The organism is Calditrichia bacterium (assembly GCA_020634975.1).
In the GTDB taxonomy this organism is placed as follows: domain Bacteria; phylum Calditrichota; class Calditrichia; order RBG-13-44-9; family J075; genus JACKAQ01.
Window position 1 is genome coordinate 136,019 of record JACKAQ010000003.1, and the last position, 16,691, is coordinate 152,709.

Consider the following 16,691-nt stretch of genomic DNA (forward strand, 5'->3'; position numbering starts at 1 on the left):
TTTTAGAATTTTGTGTAATTTCGTGTGTTTCGCAGGCAAATATAAAAACGTACTTGTGTAGCTGATAGAATATCATTGCTGAAAGTCCGGAGATTCCTGCGAAGGCAGGAATCTCCGGATTATTAACACAAAAGTGATAGATCGCTACACAAATACAAAAAAACCTTTGCGAACTTTGCGCCTCTGCGGCAATATTTATTATCTAATTGAATCCACGACATTGAGCAGCTTGTCGATTTCATCGGCGGTGTTGTAATGCGCAGCGCCGACACGGAGCAAACCGCCACTTTCCGCAAGCCCAAGAAAATCAATTACTTCCACCGCGTAAAAATGGCCGCTCCACACAAAAATATTCTCCGCAGCCAATTGTTTGGCGATGTCGTTTGGGTGCACATTTTCTTTGGTGAATGTAACCGTCGGCACGCGATGCTGCAGCTCGTTTCTGTCGGTTACGCCGTGCACTTTCACACCGGAAATTTGTTGCAAACCGCGAATCAAATAGTTGCTGAGCGTCTGCTCGTAAGACTGGATCGCCGCCATTGCCGTGTGCAAACCGAGCTGTTGTCCGCTAAAATTTGGGAAATTAGCGGAAAACGGATCGCCAAACATCTCCCCTACTTCCGCCAGATATTCCAATGCGCCGAGCACGCCGGCCATTCCTTCGTGCGACTGTGTGCCGTTTTCGAATTTACCGGGCAATTTATCTTTCGCCGGACGCACCTGATAGCTTTTCAAATGATCGAGAATCGACTTTCGCCCCCACAAAATGCCCTGGTGCGGACCGAAAAATTTGTAAGACGAGCAGACCAGAAAATCGCAGCCGAGCGATTGAACATCCACAGGAATATGCGGCGCAGATTGAACCGCATCCACATACACCCACGCACCGTATTCGTGCGCCATTTTGCACATTTCCGGAATATTGTTGATCGTCCCGAGCGCGTTGCTGGCGTGACCGATGGCCACGATTTTCACAGTTTCGTCGAGTAATTCCGCGAAATTTTGCAGATCAAATTGATAGGTTTCCCGGTTGAACGGAAGAAATTTTACGGTTAAGCCAAGATCTTCGGCAAGTTGCAGCCACGGATACACGTTTGCATCGTGATCCATCCGGGTAACGACAATGCTGTCGCCGGGTTTGAGCAACCGCCCGATTGCCCGCGAAACCGAATACGTCAGTGTAGTCATGTTCGGACCGAACACGATTTCCGACAGATCGGGGGCGTTCAGCAAATCCGCCATCGCCTGCCGTGCCTGCGTTTTCAGCACATCGGATTCCCGCGCGGTTACAAAATAGCCGCCGCTGTTGGCGTTGCTGCGCACCAGATACCGCTCCATTCGCTCCAAAACACGGTGCGGCACCTGTGTGCCCGCCGGATTATCGAGGTAAACGCGCGGTTTTCCGTCATCTTCGATGGAAAGCGCGGGAAATTTTGCCCGGAGTTCGTCAACATTAAAATACATGGTTACACCTGATTTTTGATGTTCGATGATCCAAATTAGGCTTTGCGACACTCAAAATCAACCCCATTCCACTGTTGTTCAATCTTCCCGAAAAGTCACGATTGATTCTGCCATTCCCTTAAATACCATTACATGCAGCGGATAAATGCCAAACCAGTACAATCGCCCCAAAATGCCGCGCGGACGAAATGTCGCTTTTTGGATCAAAAATGATGTGTTAGATTCGTTGATAATTTTGAATTCCAACCATGCTTCGCCGGGCAATTTCATTTCTGCATACAACAGCAATCGTTTGTTGTTTCGATCTGCCAAAATCACCCGCCAGTAATCCAGCGCATCACCGGATTGCAGGTTCACCGGATCGCGCCTGCCGCGCCGCAGCCCGACACCGCCGACCAATTTATCCAGAAATCCGCGAATCACCCACAGCCAGTTGGCAAAATACCAACCGCGATCCCCGCCAATTTGCCAGATATTTTCCAAAACCTGATCTTCGCTTTGGCGAATTTCAACGCTTCGGGTATCGATCAAACAACCGTATTGCGGCACCTGTATATATTCACCGATTGACGACGTGAGCGATGAGTGATGCAGCGCATCTATCCAGCTCGAAACAATGGCATTTTGCTCAATTTTGCTGAACGCCAGTTCAATCGCTTTTTCATAAGCAATGGTGGGTTGGTCATCAATTTCGCGGATGGAATTATCCCGGCAAACCACTTCATTTTTCATGCTGTCAACCAGCGAGCGCGCCAATGTGTACGAGGTTGATGTAACAAAATACAGCCAATACGATGACAGTCGCGGACTGAGCACCGGCACCGTTTGGATATAACGACGATAGCCGCGAACATTGGCAAAACTGAGCATCATTTGTTTGTAGGTAAGCACATCCGGCCCGCCAATATCGAAAGTGCGATTGAGCGCTTTGGGATGTAGCAACACCTTTTGCAGCAGCCGGAGCACATCCCGGATGGCGATGGGCTGGCAGCGGGTGTTCACCCATTTTGGCGCGATCATCACCGGCAGTTTTTCCACCAAATCGCGAATAATTTCGAACGAAGCACTGCCGGAACCGATGATAATTGCCGCTCGCAATATCGTCACGGGAACGCCGGAAGTTTTCAGCACATCCTCAACGGCCATCCGCGATTTCAAGTGTTTGGACAAATTTTCATCGTTGACAATTCCACCGAGATAAATGATCTGCTTTGCTGATGTTGACTTTACCCAATCGGCAAAATTTTTGGCGATTTGTAATTCGAGCTCGTGAAATTCTTCCACAGATTGGGTCATCGAATGGACAAGATAATATGCGGCATCGAAATCGGTGGGGAAATTATCAAAGCTGTGAGGATCACCCAAATCGCCAACAGCGATACTAACTTTAGCAGAAACAGCAGTTTCCAGATTAAATCTGGCGGCATCCCGGACGATACAGTAAACTTCATATCCATTGCTGACGAGCATAGGCAACAGCCGTTTTCCGATGTAGCCTGTGGCGCCGGTGAGCAAAATTTTCATCGGCGGCCATCGTTAAATAATGGCTGTATCCACGCGAAAAAGGATTCGAACCCGGATTCTGCTGGGCGGGTAAACGTTACTTTGGCGCGGACAAACGGTTGCCCATCGGGAAGTGAAAACACGGCTTTTGTTCCATTTTTTGAATCCAGCAACTCGCCTTCTTTTCCGATAAATTCGATTTTCCACCCCGATAAGCCTTCCGGTGATGATTTGCCAACCACCAATCCGGTCGCTAATTCGGCAGCCGTACGCGATTCATCAACTTCGATAAGATATTGTTTTTCAGAAATTTGAGCACGTTTCAAAAACACGCCGTTACTGGCGTAAAATTCGCCGCGAACCATCGCATCGGTAATTGCATCCGGCGAAAGTTTTTGGGAATTTACCATCACCCATCCACGGCCGGGATTGGATTGATCTGCGCCCCACGTTTGAAAATGATGCGCGTCGTCTGACGAAACCGCGAAAATTTTCATCCCTTTGCTGAGCCAAAAATCCCACATTTCTTCAGTGGAGGGATGCGTTTCGTCGCCCCAGACATTCACCTGCGGATGACCGTTGAACAGCTCAAACATGATTAATCGCTGAACCTGCAACACATCCGCTGCGCTCGCAGCGTAATAATAATTCGGGTGATTGAGTATCGCCTGCCCGCCTGCGGCCATCGCGTTATCCACATGCGACTGGATGATTTGCGATTTTTGCTCGCTGTCGAATTGCCAATCCGCCAATTCGCGAATATTCATTGCGGTGGTGTGGATTATCTTTTTCCCTGAGATTTCCTCACCGGGAATGAGGATAAAATCCGACCGGCGATTGTCCGGCAGCGTCACCGAATCCGGGTTAATAAACCGGTTGTGTTCGCTTAAAATCACAAAATTGTAACCGTGATCGAGATACCATTTGGCGACCACATCCGGTGCGGAATCGGCATGACCGCACAGCACCGTGTGCGCATGGGTGTTCCCGCGATACCAGTTTTGCCGGGTTGTGCAAGATTGCGCCAACAACAGCAAAATCAATAAGTTAAGCAGCGTAAATTTTCGAATCATATTTCCATCTTAAGGATAAAGGATAAAGGATTAAGGATTAATCAGGCGGTTTTACATTTAACTTTTTACTTTTCACCTTTCTCAATCGCCATTTTGTTCATCCGGCATTTCTGAGATTTTCTGGATGAGGCTTTCTTTGGTTCGCCACAATTTTTGGCTGATAGAAACGTGGTAAATGTGCGGGCTGATCAACCGGCGAATACCGGGGTCCAACCGCTCGACGTCACGAACGCGCTGTTCGCGAAGTTTATCGAGCGGTGGACATTCGTAAATTTGTTGGCCATCTTTCAACACATCAACCAATAATGGCTCAACGACAGAAACATCTTCTTTTTGCAGCGTTCGTTTTTTGGTGTGATCGAGCGGACTACGGAGCACCAGTTTTTTGTTGTCCGCGGGCGTTTCATCCGCCAGCGCCAGCAAATCTGCGGTGGCTTTGCCACGCGAATCATAAACGCGCCACACCAGCTTGTTTCCGGGATTTGGCGTTTTATCAGGCGTTTCGGAAATTTTGATGGCCGGTTGCCAGCCGCCGCCATTTTTCAGGGCAACCAATTTGTAAACACCGCCCAAACTGGGCGATCCTTCGGATGTAATCAATCGCGTGCCGACGCCATAAACCAGTCGCTTTAGCAAATTCCGGGCATCGACGCCGTATCGCGGTGCTTCTTCTTTAATTTGGGTGACAATCTGCCAAATCACAAGTTCATCCAGATTGTTGGACAAAACAATCGCGACGTCCGGAAAATTGGCATCGTTGAGCATTTTGGCAACCTGAATCGCCAGATAGGCAAGGTCGCCGGAATCCAGCCGCACACCAACCGGCTGGTGCCCGTTTTTGCGCAATTCTTCGAACACTTTGATGGCGTTGGGAATCCCGCTTTCCAGCGTGTTAATCGTATCAACCAACAGCAAACAGTCGTCGGGATAAATTTCTGCGTACGCCCGAAATGCGTCCAGTTCGGTTTGCCCGAGTGCGATGAACGCCTGAATCATGCTGTGGGCGTGGGTGCCTTTCGGTTGCAATCCGAGCACGTGCGAAATGCCGACATTTGAGGTAAAATCCGCACCGCCGATGAGAGCGGCCCGTGCGCCGGCGTTGGCGCCGCGTTCGTGGGCACGCCGCAACCCGAATTCCATCATCAACTGCCCGTGACCGATTTCACGGATTCGCGCTGCTTTTGTGGCGATAAGTGTCTGAAAATTCAATTGGTTAAGCAATGCTGTTTCTAAAATCTGGGCGATCGCCAATGGGCCGCGAACCACCGTTAGTGGCACATGCGGATGCACCACCCGACCTTCCGGAATCGCACGAATATGCAATCGCTGAAATGTGAAATCCGTTCGCAGCCAATTGAGGAAATCATCTTCGAAAACACGCTTTCCGGTGCGATTTTTTTGTCCGCGCAAATATTCGATATCGATGTCACGAAAATGCGATTCGTCAATCCAGTCCAACAGCCATTCCAATCCGGCATTGATGCAATACCCCGCCTGGTGACTCCCATAATTGGGATATTTCCGGAAAAAATGGTCAAATTGCGCCTCTTTTTCGTGCAATCCCATCCGGAAATACACCTGCGCCATCGTCAATTGATATTGGTCGGTAAACAAAATGCCTTCTGCGGTTTGGCGATCTGCGTTTTTCACACGTGCTCCACATAACAGTTGCGATTTGAATTAGCTGTGGCTAAAGATTAAACAATTTTGGGGAGTGATTCAAGAATAATAAAGGAATGTGTCGGGTGAGATTCTGAAAATGAAAAAGGATTAAAGCAGGATATTTTTATCCGTTCACCTTAACCCTTTTTCGTTTTTACTTGCGGAGAGGGTGGGATTCGAACCCACGGTACGCAGAACGCACAACGGTTTTCAAGACCGCCCCATTCAACCACTCTGGCACCTCTCCAACGGTGCTTATGTAATTGTTACGTCACAAAAAAACACCCTTTCGGGTGTCTTTTGGCGGAGAGGGAGGGATTCGAACCCTCGATAGGGGGAATACCCCTATACCCGCTTAGCAGGCGGGCGCCTTCAGCCACTCGGCCACCTCTCCAATGATCAAAAATTGCACGGCAAAAATAACCCTTTTGGATAGCGGAATCAAGTATTAATTGCGATTTTATGAGAAACGGTTTTTTGCCCCCTCAAAAATACCAACTTACCCGACCAAAAAGCGTGGTGGGATAAAATCCATATTCGCTAAATGTTTGCCCGTAATACAATTGTCCGCCACATTGCAAATCCAGATTTGGGCGATAGTTGTAACTCATTGTTAGCGCAAAAAATCCGCTGCCGTCATTTAAATTGCCATTCCAGCCGATGCCGCTACTGACCAAATCGTGCAACTGAATCATCGTTTGGGAAAACAGGTAATTGCGGCTTAGGTTGATCAATCGCCCGTCGGCGAGACTGGCAAAATCGTATCCAGCAAACGACGTTGCGCCTTCTCCATTGAATTGATATTCGATCAGCGAATAGATTCGCCGGGAAAACTGGTAATCGACACCCACAATATATTTCACAAAATGGTTCGAAAAATCATCATTTTGCGCGGAGAAAATCCACTCACCACGCAAACCGGCAGTGAACAGATTTCCGGCGAAATCGCCGCCAAAAATAATCCGCTCATCAAAATAACCACCGAGAATGGAAATATCATACGTTTGATAATTCGTACGAAATTTGGCAGCCGCGTTGTTTTTCCGCAATAATTTTTGGGGATTGTGCACCACCGTGAGATCGGTAAAGTTGCCGAGATAAATTTGTGCGGTGAGCAAATCCGCGCCGTCTTTTTCAATTTTATCGAACGCGGCGGGGTTGATCGGGTTAAATAAATCCGTCGGATTCCAGATGCGACCACTCCCCCACGCCACCCGCTGACGTCCGACTGTGAGATTGCCGAATCGGAAATCCTGCCGCCAATACAACCGGTCGATGAAATGTGAAATGGTGACATTTTCATCATTTACCGGCTGCCAGCGCCAGTCAAAAAACTGGCGAGTCGTTTTTCCGGGTGATGTCGTAAACAATTGATTTTGCTGATGATACAAACCGGAAATTTCGTATTCCATCGCCAATCGGGCGTTTTTCCCGAAATACGCTGTCGGGCGCAGCCGCAATCGGGAAATATTGGCAATTTGGGCGTCGCTCTGAAAAAAACCGAATTCGATGTTATCGCTGTAGACCGGCAAATCGACGATGTAGCCGCTAAAATCCCATTCCGTTTGCGCAAATACAACCGAAAACGGCATCAGCAAAATGAAAAGGATAGTCGATCTATTTCTGCTTTTTATCTTCAACAATTTGACCATCTTTTAATGTGATCAACCGGTGAGCGCGTTCGATCACCTGCGGATCGTGGGAGGAAAACACAAATGTGATCTGCTTTTCGCGATTCATATTTTCCATCAAATCGAGCAATTCTTCACCGGTTTTGGAATCGAGGTTGGCAGTGGGTTCGTCCGCGAGCACCAGCGCCGGATCGTTGACGATCGCGCGGGCAACCGCCACCCGCTGCTGCTGTCCGCCGCTCATTTCGTTGGGACGTTTGTTCGCCAACTCGCCGATGCCCAATTCATTGAGCACTTTCATTGCGCGTTCGGTGCGATCTTTTTCGGAAACACCGCTGAGCACCATCGTGAACTCGACATTTTCAATAGCGCTAAGCACCGGAATAAGGTTATATGCCTGAAATACGAATCCGATTTTGCGCAGCCGCAAATCGCTGAGCTGATCGCGGGAAAGCTCGGCGAGAACCGCATTTTCCAACATCACGGTTCCAGCGGTGGGCACATCCAGTGCACCGATGAGGTTGAGCAGTGTGGTTTTCCCGGAACCGGACGGACCGGCAATCACGGTAAATTCACCCGGCTCAATCGTCATCGAAACGCTGCGCAAGGCTTTCACCGGAACACCGTTGTCCTGATAGGTTTTTTCCAGGTTTTCTGTGCGAATGATGGACATGTTAACCTTCGGTTAAAGGATAAAGGATAAAGATAAAATTATGATACTTGTGTCGCTGACAGATTATTATTGCTGAATGTCTGGAGATTCCTGCCTTCGCAGGAATGACCGGTTTATTATCGCAACAACGATAGATCGCCACCCTAACAAATTATGCAATATGGGAATATGTGATTCCATTTTACACTTTCCGGATGGCTTCGATGGGCACCAGTTTCATGGCTTTGCGTGCCGGATAAACCGCGCCGATTACCGCGGCGATGGGCACAATCAGCAACCCGTTGAGCAGCCCTTCCAGCGTGTAAACCGGATAAATGATGCTGCCGGTACCAAACGAATCCAGTCCGGCGGAAAATGCGCTCAAATCGATGCCGGAATTCGCCAATGGCAGATAAAACACATAACTCAGCCCGATACCGACCAACGTGCCCAACACGCTCAGCAAAAACGCTTCGAGCAGAACCATTTTGAAAATGCGGCGATTTTTCATTCCCATTGCCATCAGCACGCCAAATTCCTGGGTGCGTTCCAAAACGGACATCAGCATGGTATTGACGATGCCGAACAGCATCGCCAGCGCGACGATGCCGTAAAACACGCTGATCGATTCGCGATAAACATCCACCTGCATCACCAGCAGCGGCAGCAATTCGCGAAAGGTGAGCACCTCGTATTGCGGCGGATTTTCCGAATCGTTCAATTTGCCGGCGAGCACTTTTTTGACTGAAGCGGCGTTCTCCATTTCGTGAATCACCATCGCTATTTCCGAAATGCGATTGTCAAACGCCAACATTTTTTGGGCATTCGCTAAACTGATGTAAACACTGATTTTATCGAATTCGGAATTGAACGTTTCGAACAGTCCGGAAATGCGAAACACATCCGAGCCGATGCTGCCATCGATCCGCGATGCCATTGCCACAACTTTGTCGCCGATGCCCACATCGAGCTTTTCCGCCAACGCTTTGCCTACGACAATATCCCGTTTGCCATCGCCCAAATAGCTGCCTTCGACCATCATTTTTTTGATGTCCGTAACCTGCGATTCCTGTTCCGGCTCGATGCCGATCAGCGAAATACCGGATGAACTCGTCGGGCTGCTGATGATGCCGTAAGTGATCACCCGGCGGGAAAAGGCGGTAATCTGTGGCTGGCGTGCCAACAGCGCGGCAACGGAGTCGGGCTCCGGCAAATAATTTTGGAGCAGTTTGTTATCGTTGAATCCGTTTTTGTGAATCTGAATGTGCGACACATGCGCGCCCACCTGATTGTTGAGCATCTGGTGTATCACCCCAACAGATAGCGCGTCGTATAAAATCACGCAAATCATCCCGACGATGATGGAAACCAGCACAATCATCGAGCGGCGGCTGTTACGCCAAATGTTTCGCCATGCGAGTTTTAGCAGCATTATTTTTTTCCGGCAGATTCCGATTTCAATTTTTGCAACGTATGTTTTGGCGCGTCACACCGCGCCCCTACTTTTTCCTTTATCCTTCACCCTTTAACCTTTAAGTGTAACGAATGCCTTTCAACGGTGCGAGGCGATACACTTTTAACAGCGGATAAATGCAAGCGATCAGCGAAATGACAAAAATGGTCAGGTTGATGTTGATGAAAATCGACAGCGCAAGTGACGATTTCAGTTGCGGCAGAAAACCGTATTCGGCATACAAATCCGCAAATTCGCCGCCGAAAGTGATCGGATTGGCAACCATGTATGCGTTGATGGCGAGCCCGAGCAAATTGCCGAGCACCAGCCCGATCAGAATAATAAATGTCGTTTCCAGCAGCACTTGCACCAGCAATCGCAGTTGCGGCATGCCGATGGCGAGCGTGACGCCAAACTCGCGGAAACGTTCGGTCACGGACATTAGAATAGTATTGGTGATGCCAAATGCCACAATCAGCACCAAAATGCCGAGAAATAAAATCCCGCCGATGCTGTCCAGTTCGATAGCCTGTTCCATCTCCGGCATGATCTCGTTCCAGCTCATTGCGATCAAATTATTTTCTGCAATGGCGTTGTTTAGCGATTTTTTCACTGACGGAATTGCGTCGATATCGTCCAGTTTTATCGCAACGGCGTTAATGCGCCCATACATCGCCAGCAACTCCTGCGCTGTGGCGATGCCCATCACAATTGCCATTCGGTCGAGTTCCTGCGCGCCGGTTTTTAGCGTTCCGGAAATGCGGAATTTGAGGTTGCCGAGCGATCCGTCGAATCCCTGCGAGAGCACCACAACCGTGTCGCCAATGTCAGCTTTTAAATTGTCGAGCAGCTTGTAACCCACCACAATATCGTCGCCATCCGGTTTGGTGAACATTTCGCCGGCGCTGATTTTGGTGAGAATAGTGCTCACCTGCAACTCAGTTTGCGGATCAACCGCGATGATCGCCGTGCCCTGCGACTGGTCGCGAAAGCTGATCAGCCCGTCGCCGAGAACGCGCGGCGTAACCGCCACGATGTGTCCGGTTTGTGCGCACAGTTCGCGCAGTTTGTCATCGAAACGAAAGCTTTTTTGCAGCGACGGTCGTTCCTGGTAGCCCTTTTTCTGTATTTGCAAATAGCCACTGAACAGCTCCACACTGTTGATGATGTTCAACTCGTACGTGCCGATTTGCAATCCGCGCATCGCGAGGCAAAGCATTGCCGCAAACGCCACAGCCAAAATGGTGATCACCGACCGCCGTTTGTTTCGCCAAACATTTCGCCAGGCAAGTTTGAGGAGCATTTTTTATCTCGTTAAAATTGTTTATTTACAATAAATTAAGCGCGTCACACCGCCCCCCTACCGGCCGCGTTCGAGTTCGCGGAAGGAGAAAATCCGGTCGGGTATTTTCACATCGAACGCCATTTCGACGAGCCGGATTTCGGTGCGACGTCCCGGTTTATCGACGTTGTGCATCACCCATTTGGCGGGAATTTTGCGGTCGCCCATCTGTTGGTAATCGCGGTAATCGAGGTAGCGAATCAGTTCACCGGATTCGTCAAAATATTCCACTCGCGCGGGTAGAAAATCCTGCTGTCTCACCCAATACAGCAACTTACCCCAAACTACCGGCGCATCCGGTTTGGGCAACAGTTCAACTTTCCAGCAGTTTGCGCCCTGCACCGTATCCGTGCCGGCCAGTTGTTGGTCGTAATCTTCAATTAAATTGGATTCGCGAACGAGGTCATCATTGGTGAAATCCGAACCGTTCCACGATTGCAGCATCATCGACGGCGGAATTTTGATGGTCGTTTCGGTATTTTTGAGATAATTCCACATCTCGTTCCCGATTTTCAGGGTTTTGTTGCCGGCTTCTTTTCGGGGTTTTTCGGTGACGATCAGCGCTTTTTCGTTGCCGATCCACCAGCTTTCCATGCGCATTTCCCGGGTGTAATCGGGCGTCACAACGGTCATTTCGATAATGCCGTGGGCAGTTTCACCTTTGACCGCATCTTCCGCTTTGCGGATAATTTCTTCGGCAGTTTGCGCCAGAACCGAAGTGGCGATCAGACACATCAATAGAATTATTTTTTGCATGCGATGACACCTTTTCGAGGTTGTCTGTTTGTTTACAGAATCTAACCACTAATATGGATCAGAGTCAAGCCATCCTTCACTTCTCTCGAAATTGCACACGATTTCAAACAAATCGCTACTTCATTTAACGGTTGTCGATTTCCCGGTGAAAGGTTAGATTATGCAAATTAGCTAACGGCAGCGCAATCGTTGAAGCTGTTCAAAAATAAAGCGTTACCGAATGATTTTTTAACAACGAAATTGAAAGAAAAAGGGACAGGAAAGTCACGCTAAATGTCCAACTTGGTGTTATTAATTACATCTTTTTTTTCTGCGCTGGCGGCCGTTGGCGGTACGCGCCGGATTGCCATTCATTTTAAAATCGGCGCATTGCCGAGCGCCCGGAAAATCCACACCGATTTCAAGCCGTTGCTCGGCGGGTTGGGCATTTTTGTCGGCATCGTTATCGGATTTTTCACTGCGATTGCGCTGGATATTTTGCCGGCGGAAATCTGGCAGGAACACCGCTTTTTCTGGGCGGGATTGCTGGCGATTCTGATCACCGGATTCATCGACGATTTGCGCGGACTGAACGCCTGGCAAAAATTTTCGGGTGAATTTCTGGCTGCCGGATTGCTGGTCGCGGACGGTTGTTTTATTCAGGCATTTTACAGTCCCGGCGAAACGCTGCTGGAATTGGGCTGGCTAGGCATCCCTTTTTCGATTGCGTGGATTGTTTTTTTGATGAACGCGGTGAACCTGCTGGACGGGCTGGACGGGCTTTCCAGCGGCATCAGCCTGATTATCGCGAGCGGATTTTTACTGCTGGCAATCGCCATCGGCAACGTTTTTTTGATCGTGCTGGCCATTTCGCTGATCGGCGGCATCCTCGGATTTTTGCGCTTCAACTATCATCCCGCATCCATTTTTATGGGCGATGTCGGCAGTTTGATGCTCGGCTATCTGCTCGCGGCGTTTTCCATCGAAGGGTTGAAAATTGCCAATAGCCATCAGGTGTATTTTCTGGCGTCGCTGGTGATGTTGGGCATGCCCGTTACCGACACGCTGATCTCATTTTTCCGGCGGATGGGGCGCGGCGATCACCCGTTCAAACCGGATCGCGAACACATCCACCATCGCTTGCTCAACCTCGGTCTCTCCCACCTCGACTCCGTTTGGATGATGTATTATTTCACGCTGCTGTATGTGGCGCTGGGCGTGCTGATGGTCATTTATCGCGAAATCGCCGGTATCCCGTTGTTTATTCTGGCTTTAGCGTTTTCGATTTATTGGGCGTGGCGACTCGGCTATGTGGAAACCCGGAAATACATCACCTTCGATGAAATCGACGAATCGCTGTTGGCTGTGCGCCGTCCGCCGATTCACGTGGATAAAATCTGGCACCAGATCGCCATTTTTTTCGGCGATATCATCAGCATCAACCTGGCGATGTATCTCACCTGGTGGTTCCGGTTTCAGTCCGGTGTGGTCAATCCGCTCACGCTGCGCTCGATACAGGATTACCTCGTCGCGCCGGTGTGGCTGGTGTTCACGGCAATCTGGGTAATCCTGTTCTGGCTGAACGGATTGTATCAAATGTCGTGGGATGTGTCACGTTTCAGCAAGGCGATGCGGGTTACCAAAGTGGTCACATTCGGCGTGCTCATGCTATTGTTTTTATTGAATTTCGATATCCTGTTTGCCGAAAGCTCAACCGATATTTTCAATACGATGCAGCTATCTACCCTGGCGGTATATTGGGCTTCGCTGATCGGTTTTGTGAACCTCATGCGATTGTTGATTATCAACATCGAAAAGCGGCTGCACATTTTTGAATATACCTTTAAAAACACGCTGGTTTTCGGCACGAATCGCAAAGCCCGCAACGTGATTCGCGATATTCGCGACAATCCGCATTTGCTGAACCACATCGTCGGCGTGGTCGATCGTAAAGCGAAAACCGACACGCTGGAAGGTTTTCCGGTGGTGAAAGAATATCACAATTTGCCGCAACTCATTCACGAACACCGGGTGGAGGAAATCATCGTTGCGCTGCACGATTCCGCAAAAGAGGATTTGCTGAACATCATCGCCATTTGCGACCGGATGCAGATTGTCGTGAAAACGCTGCCGGAGTTGCAAGCGGTGGTTTCCGGGCGATCCGGTGCCATCGACGATGGACCGATTGTCCGGGCGTTCCCGGACAACATGATGCTCTGGCAGTGGCTCATCAAACGGATGATCGACTTTTTGCGGGCATTTTCGCGATTGTGTTTCTGGCGATTCCCGGCGCAATTCTGGCATTTATCGGCTGGCGAAAATTCGGGCGATTCCCGGTCGGGAAAATTCCGATTGTCGGGAAACAGGGGCGATTGTTCAACATGCTGCTGTTTCACATCGATGCTGATGATATGTTGACCGACGGTTATCGCGGCGGCGGCGAGAAACAGCTAAGTGCATACGGGGAATGGCTTTACCGCACCCAGATTTACAAACTGCCAATGCTGCTGAACCTGCTGCGCGGCAACGTGAGCCTCGTCGGACCGCGACCGGAACCGCTCTGCTGGTATCGCGAATTTTCCGGCAAATTGCGGCTGTTGCACCGCCGGTTGATGGTTCGCCCGGGCATCACCGGGCTGGCGCAGATGAAATACCGCTTCGAATCATCGCAAACAGACATGCGCGAACGCCTGAAATATGATATTTTTTACAGCGAAAATATTTCGCTCAACCTCGATTTGCGCATTCTGTTGCGCAGTTTATTAATTTTGCTGGGCAAATTAATCGGGTAATTCATACTCGCGATATTAACTGATGCCGGCGTTTTTGCCACAGAGCCACGGAGGAGCAAATAGATTATTAGAGTCAAGCGGCTTTATAATGATGATGGAATGTTATTAAATATTCGAATCACAAATTGAATTTTAAAACTGTGAAAAATATCAGGAGACCCCTGCATTCGCAGGGGTGACAATCTAAAATTAGGGGTGTCATTCCTGCGAATGCAGGAATCTCCCAACAAATTCAACCAATTTCAAAAACCGCTAACAGCCAAAAACAATGACCCAACCACCAAAAATCTCCGTCGTCATCGTCAATTATAATGTGAAGGAATATCTGGAGCAGGCGCTGATCTCGCTGCAACGGGCGCTCTCCGGCATTTCCAACGAGATTTTTGTGGTGGATAACGCTTCAATTGACGGCAGCGTGGCGCACATCCGCCAGCGCTTTCCGGGGGTGAACATCATCGAAAGCAGCGAAAATCTGGGATTCGGTAAAGCCAACAATCTGGCGTTGGCGCAGGTTCGCGGCGAGTTTGTGGTGCTCATCAATCCCGATACGGTCGTGCAGGAAGACACCTTCACCGCGCTGCTCGATTTTTTCGAAAAGCAGCCGGACGCGGGCGCGGCAACCTGCAAAATCATCAACCCGGACGGCTCGTTTTCCATCGATTGCCGGCACAATATTCCCACGCCGATCGACGCATTCTGGAAGGTGATCGGCTTCAGCAAGTTGTTCCCGAAAAGCAAAATTTTCGCCCGCTACCACCTCACCTATCTCGACACCGAGCAAACCTATCCGGTACCCGCGATTTCCGGCTCTTTTATGATGATCAAAAAATCGGTGCTGGATGAGATCGGGCATTTCGATGAGCGCTTTTTTATGTATTGCGAAGACATCGATTTGTGTCACCGTATCGGGCAGAGCGGGCAAAAAATCTGGTATGTGCCCACTTCGCAAATCATTCATTACAAAGGCGAAAGCACCAAAAAAAACAACATCGATTATGTGGTCACATTCAACAAAGCGCTCTACCAGTTTTTTGAGAAACATTACGCAAATCGCACATTATCGCCGTTTAGATGGCTGATCATCGCCGGAATAATGGCGCGGGGACTAGTTGTGTATCTGCGCAATTTTTTGCGCGAGCACTTTCCGTTGGTGCTGGATACGGTCATTTTGAACATCGTTGTGCTGCTCTCGTTCATCGTGCGGATGGAGCTGAAACACGGCTTTCAGTGGGCTGCGGTTTGGGAGCAATATTGGGTGATCCACCTGATTTCCACGGTGTTTTTTTGGGGCAGCGTGTATTATCTGGAGGTGCATCCGCACCACCGGTTTTCTATTCAGGGCATCATCAAAGCGAATGTGATTACGTTTACGTTGCTGGCGTCGCTCACGTTTTTTTTCAAACAATTCGGCTATTCGCGGATGGTGGTGCTCATCGCCGCGATGTTCTCACCGCTGTTCATGATTTTGTGGCGGTTTATTCTGAAACGCTTTTATCGCGGCGATACGGCGGCGTGGGGCAAGGATTTGTTCAGTCGCCCGACCATCATCGTTGGCAGCGGCGATGAGGTGCGCAAGCTCTATCAAAAAATTCGCGAGCTGCGCGATTTGAGCTACGATCTGCTCGGCGTGGTGACGGAAAATGCGCCTGAAAACGGCGTTTCCACAGAACAGGTGCCGGTGCTCGGCAAAATGGCCAATTTGCGGGAAATCGTGAAATTCCATCGCGTTCGGCAGATCATTTTCGCATCGGAAAAGCTGAGTTACGAACAGATTTTGCGCACAATGAGCGAGCTGGAAATGCCCGCCATCGAATACAAAATTGCCCCATCCAATCAGGAAGTGGTGATCGGCAAATCGTCCATCGAACGGCTGGATGACTATCCGCTGCTGGATATCGATTATGGCATCGGAAAGCCGTTCAATCGCGCAGTGAAGCGCATGTTCGATGTGTTTCTCGCGTGGATATTGTTGCTGTTCACTGCGGCAATCGCGCTGCCGGGAATTTTTTTCCGGCGAAAAAAACTCACCCGCCATACCCTTCGCCATTCAAAAACGAATCGGATAAGCTATTGGAAAATCAGCAGTTCCGCAGACAATTCATTGGCGAATCGCTGGCTAAAATGGTGGGCGGTGTTTCGCGGCGAGCTCACGTTTGTCGGTGCGCCCATCGAACCGCTTCCCGGTGAAAATCCGAAATCGCGGAAAAGCTTCGGCTATCAACCCGGACTCACCGGATTGGTGCAAATTAATCGTCACAAAATTCTCGCACCGGACGATGTGGAAAAATATCATTTATTTTATATGAAAAACCAGTCGCTGCTGCTCGATCTGGAAATTATCGTAAAGGCGTTGCTGGGTAAATAATTCGCGCCGGATGGCTTCA

12 protein-coding genes and 2 tRNA genes are annotated in these 16,691 nt (G+C 49.5%); 3 read left to right on the forward strand and 11 right to left on the reverse strand.

Annotation, left to right across the window (positions count from 1 at the left end):
* Nucleotides 1-198 precede the first annotated feature (198 nt).
* The 11 genes from H6629_18210 to H6629_18260 form a co-directional block, all read right to left on the reverse strand.
* Nucleotides 199-1,464: a cysteine desulfurase-like protein gene (locus tag H6629_18210; GenBank protein ID MCB9069719.1), complete on the reverse strand. Its 1,266-nt coding sequence runs from the start codon at nucleotides 1,462-1,464 to the stop codon at nucleotides 199-201.
* A gap of 78 nt (nucleotides 1,465-1,542) precedes the next feature.
* Nucleotides 1,543-2,988 (reverse strand): SDR family oxidoreductase, encoded by a 1,446-nt coding sequence (locus H6629_18215; protein MCB9069720.1) that lies wholly within the window; start codon nucleotides 2,986-2,988, stop codon nucleotides 1,543-1,545.
* The gene (locus H6629_18220) at nucleotides 2,985-4,040 is read right to left on the reverse strand and encodes a CehA/McbA family metallohydrolase (GenBank protein MCB9069721.1); all 1,056 of its coding nucleotides are present in this window, start codon (nucleotides 4,038-4,040) and stop codon (nucleotides 2,985-2,987) included. The genes H6629_18215 and H6629_18220 overlap by 4 nt, the downstream gene beginning before the upstream one ends.
* Before the next feature lie 81 nt (nucleotides 4,041-4,121).
* Nucleotides 4,122-5,690 (reverse strand): nicotinate phosphoribosyltransferase, encoded by a 1,569-nt coding sequence (locus H6629_18225; protein MCB9069722.1) that lies wholly within the window; start codon nucleotides 5,688-5,690, stop codon nucleotides 4,122-4,124.
* A gap of 173 nt (nucleotides 5,691-5,863) precedes the next feature.
* Nucleotides 5,864-5,949, reverse strand: a tRNA-Ser gene (locus tag H6629_18230).
* A 54-nt stretch (nucleotides 5,950-6,003) separates the two neighbouring features.
* A tRNA-Ser gene (locus tag H6629_18235) sits at nucleotides 6,004-6,096 on the reverse strand.
* Nucleotides 6,097-6,187: 91 nt separating this feature from the next.
* The gene (locus tag H6629_18240) at nucleotides 6,188-7,294 is read right to left on the reverse strand and encodes a hypothetical protein (protein ID MCB9069723.1); all 1,107 of its coding nucleotides are present in this window, start codon (nucleotides 7,292-7,294) and stop codon (nucleotides 6,188-6,190) included.
* A 25-nt stretch (nucleotides 7,295-7,319) separates the two neighbouring features.
* Nucleotides 7,320-8,006, reverse strand: coding sequence for an ABC transporter ATP-binding protein (locus H6629_18245; protein ID MCB9069724.1), 687 nt, complete (start codon nucleotides 8,004-8,006; stop codon nucleotides 7,320-7,322).
* Between the two features lie 181 nt (nucleotides 8,007-8,187).
* On the reverse strand, nucleotides 8,188-9,417 hold the full coding sequence (locus H6629_18250; GenBank protein ID MCB9069725.1) for an ABC transporter permease: 1,230 nt from the start codon (nucleotides 9,415-9,417) through the stop codon (nucleotides 8,188-8,190).
* A 100-nt stretch (nucleotides 9,418-9,517) separates the two neighbouring features.
* Nucleotides 9,518-10,741: an ABC transporter permease gene (locus H6629_18255; GenBank protein MCB9069726.1), complete on the reverse strand. Its 1,224-nt coding sequence runs from the start codon at nucleotides 10,739-10,741 to the stop codon at nucleotides 9,518-9,520.
* A 57-nt stretch (nucleotides 10,742-10,798) separates the two neighbouring features.
* Nucleotides 10,799-11,536 (reverse strand): outer membrane lipoprotein-sorting protein, encoded by a 738-nt coding sequence (locus tag H6629_18260; GenBank protein ID MCB9069727.1) that lies wholly within the window; start codon nucleotides 11,534-11,536, stop codon nucleotides 10,799-10,801.
* A gap of 273 nt (nucleotides 11,537-11,809) precedes the next feature.
* Between H6629_18260 and H6629_18265 the strand changes: the two genes are divergently transcribed.
* The 3 genes from H6629_18265 (at nucleotide 11,810) to H6629_18275 (ending at nucleotide 16,672) form a co-directional block, all read left to right on the forward strand.
* On the forward strand, nucleotides 11,810-13,933 hold the full coding sequence (locus H6629_18265; protein ID MCB9069728.1) for a hypothetical protein: 2,124 nt from the start codon (nucleotides 11,810-11,812) through the stop codon (nucleotides 13,931-13,933).
* Complete coding sequence (locus H6629_18270; GenBank protein MCB9069729.1) at nucleotides 13,897-14,307, forward strand: sugar transferase; 411 nt, start codon at nucleotides 13,897-13,899, stop codon at nucleotides 14,305-14,307. Before H6629_18265 ends, H6629_18270 begins: the two co-directional genes overlap by 37 nt.
* Before the next feature lie 268 nt (nucleotides 14,308-14,575).
* Nucleotides 14,576-16,672: a glycosyltransferase gene (locus H6629_18275; GenBank protein MCB9069730.1), complete on the forward strand. Its 2,097-nt coding sequence runs from the start codon at nucleotides 14,576-14,578 to the stop codon at nucleotides 16,670-16,672.
* The last annotated feature ends 19 nt before the right edge of the window (nucleotides 16,673-16,691 follow it).

Bases quoted from the DNA above. Each gene is read 5' to 3' on its own strand.
- H6629_18215 (MCB9069720.1), bottom strand. From the start codon at position 2,988: ATGAAAATTTTGCTCACCGGCGCCACAGGCTACATCGGAAAACGGCTG.
- H6629_18255 (MCB9069726.1), bottom strand. From the start codon at position 10,741: ATGCTCCTCAAACTTGCCTGGCGAAATGTTTGGCGAAACAAACGGCGG.
- H6629_18270 (MCB9069729.1), top strand. From the start codon at position 13,897: ATGCTGCTGTTTCACATCGATGCTGATGATATGTTGACCGACGGTTAT.
- H6629_18250 (MCB9069725.1), bottom strand. From the start codon at position 9,417: ATGCTGCTAAAACTCGCATGGCGAAACATTTGGCGTAACAGCCGCCGC.
- H6629_18220 (MCB9069721.1), bottom strand. From the start codon at position 4,040: ATGATTCGAAAATTTACGCTGCTTAACTTATTGATTTTGCTGTTGTTG.
- H6629_18275 (MCB9069730.1), top strand. From the start codon at position 14,576: ATGACCCAACCACCAAAAATCTCCGTCGTCATCGTCAATTATAATGTG.
- H6629_18210 (MCB9069719.1), bottom strand. From the start codon at position 1,464: ATGTATTTTAATGTTGACGAACTCCGGGCAAAATTTCCCGCGCTTTCC.
- H6629_18260 (MCB9069727.1), bottom strand. From the start codon at position 11,536: ATGCAAAAAATAATTCTATTGATGTGTCTGATCGCCACTTCGGTTCTG.
- H6629_18245 (MCB9069724.1), bottom strand. From the start codon at position 8,006: ATGTCCATCATTCGCACAGAAAACCTGGAAAAAACCTATCAGGACAAC.
- H6629_18240 (MCB9069723.1), bottom strand. From the start codon at position 7,294: ATGCCGTTTTCGGTTGTATTTGCGCAAACGGAATGGGATTTTAGCGGC.
- H6629_18265 (MCB9069728.1), top strand. From the start codon at position 11,810: ATGTCCAACTTGGTGTTATTAATTACATCTTTTTTTTCTGCGCTGGCG.